The 13,601-nt window shown below is 71.5% G+C and carries 11 protein-coding genes; 9 read left to right on the top strand and 2 right to left on the bottom strand.

The window, feature by feature from the left end:
- Positions 1 to 217 precede the first annotated feature (217 nt).
- Together ACZ4K2_RS15055 and ACZ4K2_RS15060 are read right to left on the bottom strand one after the other, a co-directional pair.
- Positions 218 to 1,561 (bottom strand): polysialyltransferase family glycosyltransferase, encoded by a 1,344-nt coding sequence (locus tag ACZ4K2_RS15055; RefSeq protein WP_467477963.1) that lies wholly within the window; start codon positions 1,559 to 1,561, stop codon positions 218 to 220.
- Entirely contained in the window at positions 1,561 to 2,541 is a 981-nt protein-coding gene (locus tag ACZ4K2_RS15060) for a glycosyltransferase family 2 protein (RefSeq protein WP_467477959.1), read from the bottom strand. Before ACZ4K2_RS15060 ends, ACZ4K2_RS15055 begins: the two co-directional genes overlap by 1 nt.
- A gap of 198 nt (positions 2,542 to 2,739) precedes the next feature.
- On the opposite strand from ACZ4K2_RS15060, the gene ACZ4K2_RS15065 reads away from it, so the two are divergent.
- The 9 genes from ACZ4K2_RS15065 (at position 2,740) to ACZ4K2_RS15105 (ending at position 13,536) form a co-directional block, all read left to right on the top strand.
- Complete coding sequence (locus tag ACZ4K2_RS15065; protein WP_467477956.1) at positions 2,740 to 4,080, top strand: DUF6716 putative glycosyltransferase; 1,341 nt, start codon at positions 2,740 to 2,742, stop codon at positions 4,078 to 4,080.
- Positions 4,081 to 4,103: 23 nt separating this feature from the next.
- Positions 4,104 to 5,357, top strand: coding sequence for a cytidylyltransferase domain-containing protein (locus ACZ4K2_RS15070; RefSeq protein WP_467477953.1), 1,254 nt, complete (start codon positions 4,104 to 4,106; stop codon positions 5,355 to 5,357).
- A gap of 13 nt (positions 5,358 to 5,370) precedes the next feature.
- Positions 5,371 to 6,309, top strand: coding sequence for an N-acetylneuraminate synthase family protein (locus tag ACZ4K2_RS15075; protein WP_467477950.1), 939 nt, complete (start codon positions 5,371 to 5,373; stop codon positions 6,307 to 6,309).
- Positions 6,310 to 6,356: 47 nt separating this feature from the next.
- Positions 6,357 to 7,502 (top strand): hypothetical protein, encoded by a 1,146-nt coding sequence (locus ACZ4K2_RS15080; RefSeq protein ID WP_467477946.1) that lies wholly within the window; start codon positions 6,357 to 6,359, stop codon positions 7,500 to 7,502.
- 163 nt (positions 7,503 to 7,665) lie between these two features.
- Positions 7,666 to 8,112 carry a hypothetical protein gene (locus ACZ4K2_RS15085; protein ID WP_467477944.1) on the top strand — a complete coding sequence of 149 codons (447 nt, stop codon included), beginning with the start codon at positions 7,666 to 7,668 and terminating at the stop codon, positions 8,110 to 8,112.
- A gap of 10 nt (positions 8,113 to 8,122) precedes the next feature.
- Entirely contained in the window at positions 8,123 to 9,955 is a 1,833-nt protein-coding gene (locus ACZ4K2_RS15090; protein ID WP_467477942.1) for an alpha/beta hydrolase, read from the top strand.
- Positions 9,956 to 9,988: 33 nt separating this feature from the next.
- A complete protein-coding gene (locus tag ACZ4K2_RS15095) occupies positions 9,989 to 10,510 on the top strand; it encodes a hypothetical protein (protein WP_467477940.1) in 522 nt (173 codons plus the stop codon).
- Positions 10,511 to 10,720: 210 nt separating this feature from the next.
- Positions 10,721 to 11,956 carry an amidohydrolase gene (locus ACZ4K2_RS15100; protein WP_467477937.1) on the top strand — a complete coding sequence of 412 codons (1,236 nt, stop codon included), beginning with the start codon at positions 10,721 to 10,723 and terminating at the stop codon, positions 11,954 to 11,956.
- Between the two features lie 527 nt (positions 11,957 to 12,483).
- Positions 12,484 to 13,536 (top strand): BMP family lipoprotein, encoded by a 1,053-nt coding sequence (locus ACZ4K2_RS15105; protein ID WP_467477934.1) that lies wholly within the window; start codon positions 12,484 to 12,486, stop codon positions 13,534 to 13,536.
- The last annotated feature ends 65 nt before the right edge of the window (positions 13,537 to 13,601 follow it).

Consider the following 13,601-nt stretch of genomic DNA (forward strand, 5'->3'; position numbering starts at 1 on the left):
CGTACGGAGATCGCACAGGTGTCGTGCGGGTGAAGGACGGTGTGCCCGCCCCGGCGCCCGTTCCGGCTCCTTCCCGGCGCCCGTCCGGAGGCTCACCCCGGCGCCCGCGCGGGCTCCCGTTCGGGCACCTGTTCTGGACCCGGACGGCGGGAGGCGGGACGCCCCCGTGGGCCACGAGGGTCACGGGGGCGATGTGCGGCGGGGCGGGGCGGCGGGCTCAGCGCCGCGTCAGCGCACGGGCCCGGCGGGCGATGCGGCGCACGGTCGCGTTGCGCGGGATGAACGACAACTGCGCGGGGACCGCGCCCGGCAGGGCCAGCGCGGTCAGCCGGCGGCGCTTGAAGTAGCGCCAGGTGTGCTGGTCGAGGTGGCGGGCGAGATAGGTCTCGGCGGCGCCCCGCAGTTCGGGGTGGATCTTCGGCTGCATCGCGAAGCCCACCGCCGCGAGCAGCGCGGCCAGTTCGGCCACGCGTTCCGGCGAGGGCATCGACCAGCCGGACACGGCCGCGCCGTCGTCGAGGTCGGGCAGCAGCGCGTCGACGATGGTGACCGGCACCCGGTTGCTGTTCTGGTAGGGCGCGAGCCGGGCCAGGACGGTGTCCGTGCCGACCCGGGCGACGGGCAGGCCGTGCAGCGCGGCCGCCGTGAGCAGCGCGGTGGAGAAGCAGCCGACGACCAGCGCGGGACGCAGCCGCCGGAAGGCCACCTCGGCGAGCACGGGCACGTCCAGCAGGACGAGTTCCGCGCCGAGCCGCTCCGCCTCCCGCTGGAGCAGCCGGGACCAGTGGGCGGGCGCCACCGGATGCGGCTTGAACACCAGCCTGCGGTGGCCGAGCGCCACCGCGCCGCGCACCATCCGCAGGTGCAGCTCCTCCTCCTCGGCGACGCTGAGGACGTCCAGCGCGGAGAGGTACTGGCCGAGCAGCAGGGCGGGCCGCGGCCCGTCGGCATCCGGCAGCTCGGTGCCGTCCCCGGCGAGCTCCTCCAGCACCTTCAGGAACGCCTCCGCGGGCACCAGTTCCGGCCGTACGCCGAACTCGGTGAGCAGCAGCGGGGTCAGCCCGGGGACCAGATCGAGGTGGAGGAGGCGGTCGATGCGCGTGCCGACCAGCGGGTCGATCTTGTCGCGCGTGGGGCCATAGCTTATGAGGCCGTCGGCGTAGACGTCGACGGGCGCCCCGGTGAACAACTGGCACAGCGCGAGGGCCGGGTTGACGTGCACGGATTCCACGGTGAGCCGGATCCGGTCGTCGCCGAGCCCCCACAGCAGCCGGACGTACCGCTCCCACATGGGGATGTCGTTGGCGCGCGGGCCCCAGCCGCTCGGGTGCAGGGGCGCGATGGCCTCGTTCCAGGACAGCACCCCGTCGAAGCGGCCGGCGAGGGCCTCGAAGCCCGGCATCCGGTCCACGGACGGCGTGGTCTCGGGGTTGACCGCGTTGTTGGTGACCACCAGCAGCCGGCGGTCGGCCGGGGCGAACAGCCCGGCGTCCAGGGCGGCGGCCAGGGTGGCCGCCCCGTACAGCGTCGACGCGCAGAAGATGTGGGTCGTACGGGACATCAGGCGGCCACCGTCCGGGTGCCGGCCGGCCGGCGCCGCAGCCGCCGCAGCCGGCCCGCGCGCTGGGGGTCCATCGAGTCCAGGACCTGGGCCAGGACGTCCTGCGGCAGCCTCCTGAGCGCGCCCGCGCCCAGGGAGCGCAATTGTCGGGCCACGGCGGGTTCGAACCTCTCGATCGATCCGAGATGATGAGCCATGATGGCGCAATATGTACGCACGGCTTTCGGGAGCAGTTTATCGGCCTCGGGATCCCGCGCCGTTTCCTCGATCACCTGGTCGAATGCGCGAACGAAATCCAATTGGCGGACGTCACCGATCTGGGTGAGTGACGAGGCGACACCGCGCCGGTAATACACGCCGAGCAGGCCGACCGCGGCGAAGGACTCCGCCTCCCGGTGCAGCCTCCAGATCCACGGCCGGTCCTCCGCCGTGCGCAGCCCGTGGGTGAAGTGCAGCAGGCCCCGGTCGACGAGCCGGCGGTGGTAGACGCCCGCCCACGCGTACGCGTAGTCGACGGAGGTGGACCGGTCCGCGGGCAGGATCGCCTCCCGCGGGTTCAGCACGACCCCGCGGCGGCCCTGCGGGACCCGGTGGACGGCGCGGGCCCGGCCCGTGCACTGCACGTGGTCGGTGCGGACGAAGTCGCAGCCCAGCTCGTCCATGGCCGCCACCAGTCGGGGGTAGTACCCGGGGGCGAGCCAGTCGTCGCCGTCCAGGAACGTCAGATACTCGCCGCGGGCCCGGTCGATGCCGGTGTTCCGGGCGGTCGCCAGCCCCCCGTTCTGCTCGTGTCTGACCAGCACCGCACCGGGCAGTTCGCGTTCCGCGCGCGCCAGGATCTCCGTCGTCTCGTCGCGCGAGCAGTCGTCGACGAGAATGAATTCGAAGTCCTCACGCGTGTTCGCGCGCAGGCTCTTCAGCGTGTCTGGCGCGTATTGCTGGACGTTGTAGAAGGGCACGATCACCGAGAGCTTCACCACGCGGAAGACGGTAGAGGGCGGCCCGGCACACGCCCTGACCGGATGCTGGATTCCAGGTGAACTGCGCGTGGCAAAGCTGTGAACCGAACTGTTTTCCGATGTGATCAGAGCCTGATTCGCCATTCGGCGACGTTCTGTTAACCGTTTGTTGTGTTCAGGTTGGGCGGAACCTCGAAATCGGTTCCTAGCGTCTTCGGCGTGCCAGTAAGTGCTACGAAGTCTCTGCGGGTCGCCGTCCTCGCGGACTCCGACACCCGCTGGAAGTGGGGCGCGCTCACCGCGCAGCGCCTCACTCCCGCGGCTGCCGAGGTCCGGCTCGACGGCTACCTCCTGCGGGGACGCGCCACTCCGACCGCCCGCCAGCTCGGCGAAGTCGGCGTCCGGGCGGACTCCCTGCGCGAGGTCACCGGCGTCGAGTTCCTGCGTGCCCTGACCGACGAGCCGTACGACGTCCTCGTCCTCGCCCTGGTCGGCGGCGGGGTGCAGGCGATGCTGCACGGGCTGCGCGCCGCCTGGGGCTCGGGGAAGCGCCCCGTGGTCGTCACCGGCTACGTCGGGGTCGTCTACGAGAAGCTCGCCGACGGACTGCTGCTGCGGCACGGCGCGGACATCGTCCTCGCCAACTCCCGCCACGACGCAGACCGGTTCCGGGCCGTCTACGAGGGCGTGGGCGCCGACGCCTCCTCGGTCACCGAGGTCGCCCTGCCCTTCCTCGGCGGCGCGCCCTACACCGGCGGCCCCGACGCCCCCGCGGCGGACGGGCGCGGGACCCGCACCGTGGTGTTCGCGGCCCAGCCGTCCGTGCCGGACAACCGCCGGGACCGCCTCCACCTGCTCGACCGCCTCCTCGACCACGCCCGGAAGCACCCCGAGCGCGAGGTGCTGCTGAAACTGCGCTCCAAGCCCGGCGAGCACACCACCCACATCGAGGAACTGCCGTACCAGAAGCTGGTCCAGGGCAAGGACCTGCCGGCCAACTTCCGGATGGTCTACGGGCACATGGGCGAGGTGCTGGACCGCACCGACCTGCTCGTCACGGTCAGCTCCACCGCCGCCCTGGAGGCCCTGCACCGCGGCATCCCCACCGCGATCCTCACCGACCTCGGGGTCCGCGAGGTGCTCGGCAACCACCACTTCACCGGCTCCGGCTGCCTCGCCTCCTGGGAGCAGCTCGACGCCGGGCACCTGCCGGTGCCGGACGGGGAGTGGGTGGCCCGGCAGGGCGTCGCGCCCGCGGGGACGGGGGCGTACGCCACCGCGTACGACGCCGCCCGCGAGCGCATCGCCAAGTTGCTGGACCGCCCCGGCGGCCTGCCTCCCCTGAACCCCTACTACACCACCGTGACCGCGCCGGGCTACCTGCCCGGCATCCTCGCCCGCCACCACCTCGGCCCCGACGGCGTCCCGCTGCCCGGCGCGCCCGCCGCCGACAAGGCGCCCGGCCCCGTCCGGCAGATCGTGCGCCGGGCCGCGCGCGGCGCCTACCGGCACGGCGTCCAGCGCGTCGCCCCCGTGATCCGGCGGATGGGCGAGCTGTGACCTCATCGCAAGGAGTAGACCCCATGTCCCACTCGGAACCGGCCCCAGGACCCGCCGTCCGCCGGGTGCTCGCGGTGATCCCGGCGCGTGGCGGCTCCAAGGGCGTGCCCGCGAAGAACCTCGCCCCCGTGGGCGGTGTCCCGCTGGTGGCGCGCGCGGTGCGGGAGTGCCGCGCGACCCGGCTGGTGACCGACGTGGTCGTCTCCACCGACGACCAGGCCATCGCGGCCGCCGCGCGGCAGGCCGGCGCCGAGGTCGTGCTCCGGCCCGCCGCCATCGCCGGGGACACCGCCACCTCGGAGGCCGCCGTCCTGCACGCCGTGGACACCCACGAGGCACTGCACGGCGCCCCGGTCGACGTGGTCGTGCTCGTGCAGTGCACCAGCCCCTTCCTGGTCCGCGAGGACATCGACGGGGTGGCCGCGGCGGTCGCGGAGAACGGCGCGGACACCGCCGTCACCGTGGCCCCCTTCCACGGCTTCGTCTGGCGGGAGGCCGGCGAAGGGGCCGGCGCCGGGGCCGACGGCGCGGTGAGCGGCGGGACGGGCGTCAACCACGACAAGTCCTACCGCCCGCGCCGGCAGGACCGCCCCCAGGACTTCCTGGAGACCGGCGCCGCCTACGCGATGGACGTGGCCGGCTTCCGCGAGCACCGGCACCGCTTCTTCGGCCACACCGAGCTGGTCCGCACCGACCCGGCCCGGGTACTGGAGATCGACGACCCGCACGACCTGGCCCGGGCCCGCGCGCTCGCGCCGCTGTTCGACGCGGACCGCCCCGGTTCGCTGCCGACCGCCGACGACGTCGACGCGGTCGTACTGGACTTCGACGGCACCCAGACGGACGACCGGGTGCTGATCGACTCCGACGGACGGGAGTTCGTCGCCGTGCACCGCGGTGACGGGCTCGGCGTCGCGGCCCTCCGCAGGAGCGGCCTGAAGCTGCTGATCCTGTCCACGGAACAGAACCCGGTCGTCGCCGCCCGCGCACGGAAGCTGCGGATCCCCGTGCTGCACGGCATCGACCGGAAAGACCTCGCGCTGAAGCAGTGGTGCGAGGAGCAGGGCATCGCGCCGGAGCGCGTGCTCTACGTCGGCAACGACGTCAACGACCTGCCGTGCTTCGCCCTCGTGGGCTGGCCGGTCGCGGTCGCGAGCGCTCACGACGTCGTACGCGGCGCCGCACGCGCGGTCACCACCGTCCCCGGCGGCGACGGCGCCGTCCGAGAGATCGCCAGCTGGATCCTCGGCCCCTCTCTCGACTCCCTCCCCAAGTAAGGACACCCCCCTGATGAGCACCAACTCCCGTCTGCGCACCTTCGGTTCGCGCGAGGTCGGCCCCGGCGCGCCCGTCTACATCTGCGGCGAGATCGGCATCAACCACAACGGTGAGCTGGAGAACGCCTTCAAGCTGATCGACGTGGCCGCCGAGGCCGGCTGCGACGCCGTCAAGTTCCAGAAGCGCACCCCCGAGATCTGCACCCCCCGCGACCAGTGGGACATCGAGCGCGACACCCCCTGGGGCCGGATGACCTACATCGACTACCGCCACCGCGTGGAGTTCGGTGAGGACGAGTACCGCCAGATCGACGCGTACTGCAAGGAGAAGGGGATCGACTGGTTCGCCTCCCCCTGGGACACCGAGGCCGTCGCCTTCCTGGAGAAGTTCGACGTCCCCGCCCACAAGGTGGCCTCCGCCTCGCTCACCGACGACGAGCTGCTGCGCGCCCTGCGCGCCACCGGCCGCGCGATCATCCTCTCCACCGGCATGTCCACCCCGAGGCAGATCCGCCACGCGGTCGAGGTCCTGGGCAGCGACAACATCCTCATGTGCCACGCCACCTCCACCTACCCGGCCAAGGCCGAGGAGCTGAACCTCCGCGTGATCAACACGCTGGAGAAGGAGTTCCCGAACGTCCCGATCGGCTACTCCGGCCACGAGACCGGCCTGCAGACCACCCTCGCCGCGGTCGCGCTCGGGGCGACCTTCGTCGAGCGCCACATCACCCTCGACCGCGCCATGTGGGGCTCCGACCAGGCCGCCTCGGTGGAGCCGCAGGGCCTCGTCCGCCTGGTCCGCGACATCCGCACCATCGAGGCGTCCCTCGGTGACGGCGTCAAGCGGGTGTACGAGTCCGAGCAGGGCCCGATGAAGAAGCTGCGCCGCGTCGCCGGCGTCGTCGCCGAGGCGGAGATCGCCGCGGCGGCGGGCGAGCCGGTCTCGGTCTGACCCCTCCGATCGCCTTAGCTGCCCTACGACGGGACGGTCGTACGCCGATGAGCCCCCGCGCCGGTCAGGCCGGCCACCCTGCCCGCACGCTCGCCTTCGTGGAGAGCCCGGTACAGCTGCTGAACGTACTGGAGTGGGCGCACCTGCACGGCCGGCCCGGTGGCGCCGCGCCGGACCGGCCGGCGGTGCCCGCGCAGTCCCGGCGGGTGCCGGCCGCGCCACCGCCGGCCGGCGCGGAGCTCACCGTCGTGGTCCTGTCCCCGACGGACCCCATGACCCGGGGCCAGTTGCGCCGCATGGCCGACCTGGCCCGGGACGAGGGGTACGTGGTGCGCTGGGAGGAGGCGCGGGGCGGTACGACCGCGCCCTTCCACACGATCGGCGGTCTGGCGGGCCCGCTGCGCCGGGCCGACCGCATCGTCATGGGGGACCCGTTCTCCCGGTACGTGCAGCTCCTGCTGACCATCACCCGGGCGACCGACCTGGTCGTGGTGGACGACGGCACCGCGACGCTGGAGTTCGTCGCCCAGCTCGCCCGCGGCGAACGCCTGGTCCGCTGGCACCGCAAGGGCGGCCGGCCCGGCCCGCGCGACCTGCTCTTCGCGCCGGTCTCCTCCTCCGCCCGGCGCCGCCTCACCCCGGGCGGCGACCGCCGGGTCGAGGTCTTCTCCTCCATGCCGGTGACCGAGGCCCCCGCGGGGGTCACCGTCACCGCCAACGAGTTCGCCTGGACGCGGGCCCGTTTCGGCCCGCCGCGCATCACGCGGGGCGCGGACCTGGTCGGCACCTCCCTGGTGGAGACCGGCGTCGTGGACGGCGACCGCTACCTGGAGGCCGTCCGCGGCCTGGCCAGGGCGCACGGCGCCGCCCGCTACTTCGCCCACCGCCGCGAGAGCACCGGCAAGCTGCACCGCCTCGCCACCGAGACGGGCCTGGAGATAGTCCGCCCGGACCTCCCGCTGGAACTGATCGCCCGCCGCGGCCCCATCGGCCGGACGATCCTCAGCTTCCCGTCCACGGTCGTCCACACCCTCCCGCTGGCCCTGGCCGGCACGGGCGTCCGGGTGGCGGTCTGCGACATCGACCCCACCTGGCTCACGGACACCGCCTCCCCCCGCGCCCAGGGCTTCCTGTCCGACGTCACGGGCACGGCCCGAGACATCCACCACCTGCCGGCGGTGACCCCGGCGTGACGGTCCCCACCGGTTGGCGGAGCCACCCGCCTGACCGTACGTAAGTACGCATACTCAGGCACCGTGGAACCGCTCCGTCCTAGGATTTCTTCCCTGCGCACCGACCATGCGCGACGCAGCGGAAGACCGCCGGAAACGTGGGAAAACGGGGAGGTCGTCACCCATGGCGTGGGACGAGTGGGAGCGGGTGAAGGCGGACGTCGCGGCCCGCGGCTCGACGGGGATGCGGTTGAACCACGTGCCGTCAGGCCCCGGAGACGGCGGCGGGGACAGGCTGAAGTCCGACAAGAAGATCTGGACGCAGGTCGGTGAGGACACCAGAGGTCTGCGGGACGATATCGGCAAGGCCCTGCGGAAGCTCGACGACGGACAGTCCGGGCTCGGCGAGACGTCCGGGTGCCAGTCCGCGGCGGCCCAGAAGGAGTTATACGACTCCTGGAAGAAGTACGTCGAGGACGTGCAAGGTCGCTGCGTTGAACTCGGTGGGGTGATGGAGCGCTCCGGGCACGACCTTGCGAAGACGGATGGCGATGTCAAGGCCGAGCTGGACAGGCTGAGGACGAAGTACCAGGACACCGAGGCCGTCGGCGGCCAGGCGAAGGGCCGGTGACGGAGCGGCCATGGACCTGGCGACGCTGAAGGCACTGAAGCCCTCGGAGTTCGAGGAAGCCGCCGAGGGGTACCGGGCCGCGAGCGATATGGCGAGCACCGCCAAGGAAGCCGTGGACAACCGGATCTCGGCGCGCCTGCGCAACCAGTTGGAAGGCGCAGCCGTGGACGCTGCCCTACGGGAGCTGCAGGAACTGGGCAACGACTTCCACTACATGCAGACCGAGTGCGCGCTGGCCAGTACCGCGCTGAACGGTTTCGCTTTCGAGCTGGCGGCCGCCAAGCGGAAGCTGGAGGCCGCGCTGGCGGACGCCGAGGCGGCCGGGTGCACGGTGGGCGCGGACGGCTCGGTCACCTTTCCCCCCGGCGGCGAAGAAGTCGATGGCAAGGTACCCGGGGGTGACATCGTGGCGCCCAGCACCAGCATGACCGACCCGACGTCCGCGGCGATCGAGCGCCAGGCCGTCAACATGCATCCGAACCCGAACTTCGGCAAGGCGGTCGGGTTCGCGAACCGGATCGGTGATGCGCTTCAGGAGGCGACGGACGCGGATGCCACGTGGGCGCCGAAGCTCCGGGCGCTGAAAGCCGACGACGACCTGAAGGTCTCGGACCAGGACTGGTCGGACGTGAAGTCGGACCAGGACGGGGTGGGCGAGGCCGGCAAGAAGTATCTCGACTCGCTCCCGCGCCCGCCCGAGGATGGCAGCCCCAGGGATAACGCGGCGTGGTGGAGAGGCCTCACCGACGAGGACCGGCAAGCATGGCTCTCCCTCCGTCCGGACAGTGTGGGCAAGCTCGACGGGCTGCCCTCGACGATCCGCGACGAGGCGAACCGGGTGGTGCTCGACGAGACCCGGGCCCGATACCGGATGGAACTCGATTCCATGCCGAAGCCACCCATGAACGAGTGGACCTACATCGCCACCAACGGCTGGGCGTCCAAGGTGCACACCGACGAATGGATGGACTGGTACAACAAGCACGGCGAGCGTTACGACCACCTCACCAGCTCGCTGCGTGGGATGGAGGCCATCCAGAGCCGCTTCGACTCGACCGGCCGGGGCACCGAGAGGGACTCGAAGGGGCTGCCTCCGGCTTTCCTCCTCGGCTTCAGCGCGGACGGCAACGGTCGGGCGATCATCGCAAACGGCGATCCGGACACGGCCCGGCACCAGGCTGTCTACGTGCCCGGCACCACCTCGAACCTCGGCAACATCAGCGGCAACGTCGACAGGATGACCTCGACCTGGCGGGTGGCCACCGATGAAGCCGACGGGCAGCCGGTCTCGACCATCACCTGGCTCGGGTACGACGCCCCACAGAACATCGTGACGGACTCGCCGCGCCGCCACTACGCGGACGACGGCGCACCGGCCTTCAACCAGTTCCTCGACGGGCTGGAGGCCTCCCACAGCGGCGACACCCCGCCGCACCGCACCGTGATCGGACACTCGTACGGTACGACCCTCGTCGGCTCGGCCGCCGACCATGGCACGCTGAATGCGGACGATGTGATCACCGCGGGCAGTCCCGGTGTGACGGTGCCGAAGGCGGAGCAGCTGGACGTTCCGAAGGGTCATGTGTGGAACGAGGAGGCGGACGGCGACATCGTGCCCGACATCGGCCGCTTCGGCCACGGCGGAACCGACTGGGACGGGCCCTGGACCGTGCCCAGCGACGAGCGCTTCGGTGCCCAGCAAATGACCACCGACACCGACGGCCACAGTGGTTACTGGGACGAGGGCTCTGACAGTCTGCTCAACCAGGCACTGGTCGTCGCGGGGCACGGGGAGGACGTGCAGCTGAAGCAACCGACCCCGACCTGGCAGTACACCCGTTAGGAAGAGCGAGGCCCGTCGATTTTGAAGAGACGCATGAGCGCGGCCGCGCTCCTCGTGACCACCGTCCTCACCACCTCCACCGGATGCGGCATGACCTCCAGCACGGAACCCGATGACATCCCCTCCGCCGGCACGAGCACGTCACGGGACGCCGCCGCCAGGGCGGAGAGCGTTTCCAGCCGGCTCTACGACCTCATCGGAGTCGAGGGCACGGCCTCCGACAGCGGCCCCGGCGTCCAGGAGTGCCCGGGCAAGGACCGCGACACGTACTTCCGGATCTTCCACAAGTGGAGCTTCCGTCCGGCGTCGGCGAGTGATCTCGACGCCGCGATGCGACACCTGCGGGAAGGACTGCCGAAGCACGGCTGGAAGATCGTCGAGTACGGCCCCGACACCAGCCGGAACGAGAACCTGGCCCTGACCGCCGACAACGACGAGCAGAAGGTCGGCGTACAGATCACCCAGATGAAGAAGAGGAACCCTCCCAAGCTCAGCATCATGATCGTCTCCGGCTGCTACCAGGTCCCCGGTGGGCAGGAGGTCGAGCGTTTCTAGGCGATCGGGCGTGGTCCGTTTCGTGGACATGACGCGCGCGACACCTGGGATGCATGGTATCCGTGGAGGGAGGAAACAAGGGTCTTACCCAACACAGTCCGCAGCCATGCGTCCGCCGGTCAGATTTTCTTCCCCTAACGGGCTGAACTTTGGTTGATCGAGGGGTAGTTGATCAGTGGGCGTCCTACCCTTCAGAGGGTGAAGCAATTGATGTCCCTAGAGTCCGAGGCCGGCCTTTCGGGGGATGTGCTCCCCGGCGTGCTGAGCGAGTCCCTGCACGCCGAACTCGTCGCCTTCCGCCGCGACTTGCACATGCATCCCGAACTGGGAAACCAGGAGTTCCGCACCACCGCCGCGATCAAGGAGCGGCTGGAGGCGGCCGGGCTGCGCCCACGCGTCCTGGCCACCGGTACCGGGCTCGTCTGCGACATCGGGCTCACGGAGGGTGAGCGGCCGTCCGTCCCCCTGCTGGCCCTGCGGGCGGACATCGACGCCCTGCCCATCCCGGACACCAAGACGGACTGCCCCTACCGGTCCACCGTCCCCGACCGCGCCCACGCCTGCGGCCACGACGTGCACACCACCGTCGTCCTCGGAGCCGGGCTCGTCCTGGCCGACCTGCACGCCAAGGGGCTGCTGTCCCGCCCGGTGCGGCTGCTGTTCCAGCCCGCCGAGGAGGTGCTGCCCGGCGGCGCCCTGGGGGCCATCGCGGACGGGGCACTCGAAGGGGTCGGCCGGATCCTCGCCGTGCACTGCGACCCCCGGGTGGACGCCGGCCGGATCGGACTCCGGCACGGGCCGATCACCAGCGCCTGCGACCGCCTGGAGATCGCCCTGGACGGCCCCGGCGGGCACACCGCCCGCCCGCACCTGACCACCGACCTGGTCACCGCCGCCGCCCGGGTCGCCATCGACGTGCCCGCGCTCGTCGCCCGGCGCGTCGACACCCGCGCCGGTCTCGCCGTCACCTGGGGCCGGATCGAGTCCGGGCACGCCCCGAACGTCGTCCCGCAGCACGCCGAGCTGTCCGGCACCGTCCGCTGCCTGGACCTGAACGCCTGGCGGGACGCCCCGGACATCGTGCACGCGGCGATCGACGAGGTCGCGACCCTGCACCGCGCCAAGTCGGAGATCAACTACATGCGCGGGGTGCCGCCGGTGGTCAACGACCGGGACTCCACCGACCTGCTGCGCCGCGCGATGGTCGCGCGGCGCGGCATGAAGTCCGTGGAGAGCACCGAGCAGAGCCTCGGCGGCGAGGACTTCTCCTGGTACCTGGAGGAGGTGCCCGGCGCGATGGCCCGCCTCGGGGTGCGCCGGCCCGGCGAGCGCACGGTGCGCGACCTCCACCAGGGCGACTTCGACGCCGACGAGCACGCCATCACGGTCGGGGTCGAGATGTTCACCGCCGCCGCCTTCCTGGAGGGCGACACCACGCGCGGCTGACGGCCGGTCCCCCGGGGCCGTGCCGCCCCCGCCCGGCGCAGCGGCGGGGGCGGCAGCACCTGGCACGACACCGAAGGCGGCTCCCGACCCGACGGCGGGGCCGACACCCGGCCCGCCACCGAAGGCCGCGCCCTGGCACGACACCCAGGGCGGCTCCCGGCCCCGGCAGCGAAGGCCGCGCCCGCCGTGACACCGAAGGCGACTCCCAGCCCGGCAGCAGCGAAGGCCGCTCCCGCCGCGACACCGAAGGCCGCTCCCGCCCCGGCACCGCAGACCGCACCCGCCCCGACAGCGAAAGCAAGCCACTCGCACCCGGCCCGCGGCGGCGCCGTCGGACGGCCCGGAGGCCGAGTTCAGGCAGTGTTTGCCTCGAATCGATAACGGCTTCGCGAGAGGGTTTTTTGCGACATCTACGCGCGTTACGATGCCGCGAAGCCGACGCCGAAGGGGCGTCTCGGCTGGGGCGCCGACACGGCGCTCCCATCAAGCGCCGACATGGCGCTCAGGTCAGGTGAAGGAGCCTTCCCGTGCGCCGGGTAGCCAAGCTTTCCGCTGCGTGTATCGCATCCGCAGCACTCGCACTGACTGCCACTGCCTGTGGCAGCACCTCCTCCGACAAGGACTCCGGCTCGTCCTCCGGTGACGGCAAGGGCGTCAAGGTCGGTCTCGCCTTCGACGTCGGCGGCCGTGGTGACCGCTCCTTCAACGACTCCGCCGCGCGCGGTGCCGACAAGGCGAAGGGGGAGTTCGGCGGCGACATCAAGGAGCTGACCGCGAAGACCTCGGACACCGAGGCCGACCGCGAGCAGCGCCTGTCGGACCTGGCGGACGCGGGCTACAACCCGATCATCGGTGTCGGCTACGCCTACGCCGCCTCCATGACGAAGGTCGCCGCGAAGTACCCGAAGACCAGCTTCGGCATCGTCGACTCCGTCGTGGACGGCAAGAACGTCGACAGCATCAACTTCACCGAGGAGCAGGGCTCCTACCTGGCCGGTGTCGCCGCCGCGCTGAAGTCCAAGTCGAAGCACGTCGGCTTCATCGGCGGTGTCGACGTCCCGCTGATCAAGAAGTTCGAGGCGGGCTTCGTCCAGGGCGTCAAGGACACCAACCCGAAGATCAAGGTCGACACGCAGTACCTGTCGCACGGCTCGGACACCTCCGGCTTCGCCAGCCCCGACAAGGGCAAGGAAGCCGCGCAGGGCATGCTCGACAACGGCGCGGACGTCGTCTACACGGCGGCCGGCTCCTCCGGCAACGGCGCCATCGAGGCCGTCGCGGGCAAGAAGGGCGCCTGGGCCATCGGCGTGGACTCGGACCAGTACAACATCCCGGGTCTGGCCAAGTACAAGAACGCGATCCTGACCTCGATGGTCAAGAACGTCGACGTCGGCGTCTACGACTTCGTCAAGTCGGTGCACGACGCCAAGCCGCTGACCGGCACCAACACCTACTCGCTGGCCAAGGACGGCGTGAAGCTCTCCACCAGCGGCGGCTTCATCGACGACGTCCAGGCCAAGCTGGACGCGGCGAAGAAGAAGATCGTCGACGGCTCGATCAAGGTCAAGACCACCCCGTGACCTGACGGGTCCCGCCGGACCTGAGGCTCGGCGCGGGGGCACCTGACGGAGCCCCCCGCCGAGCC

The sequence above is a fragment of the Streptomyces sp. NPDC025833 genome, from assembly GCF_055558055.1.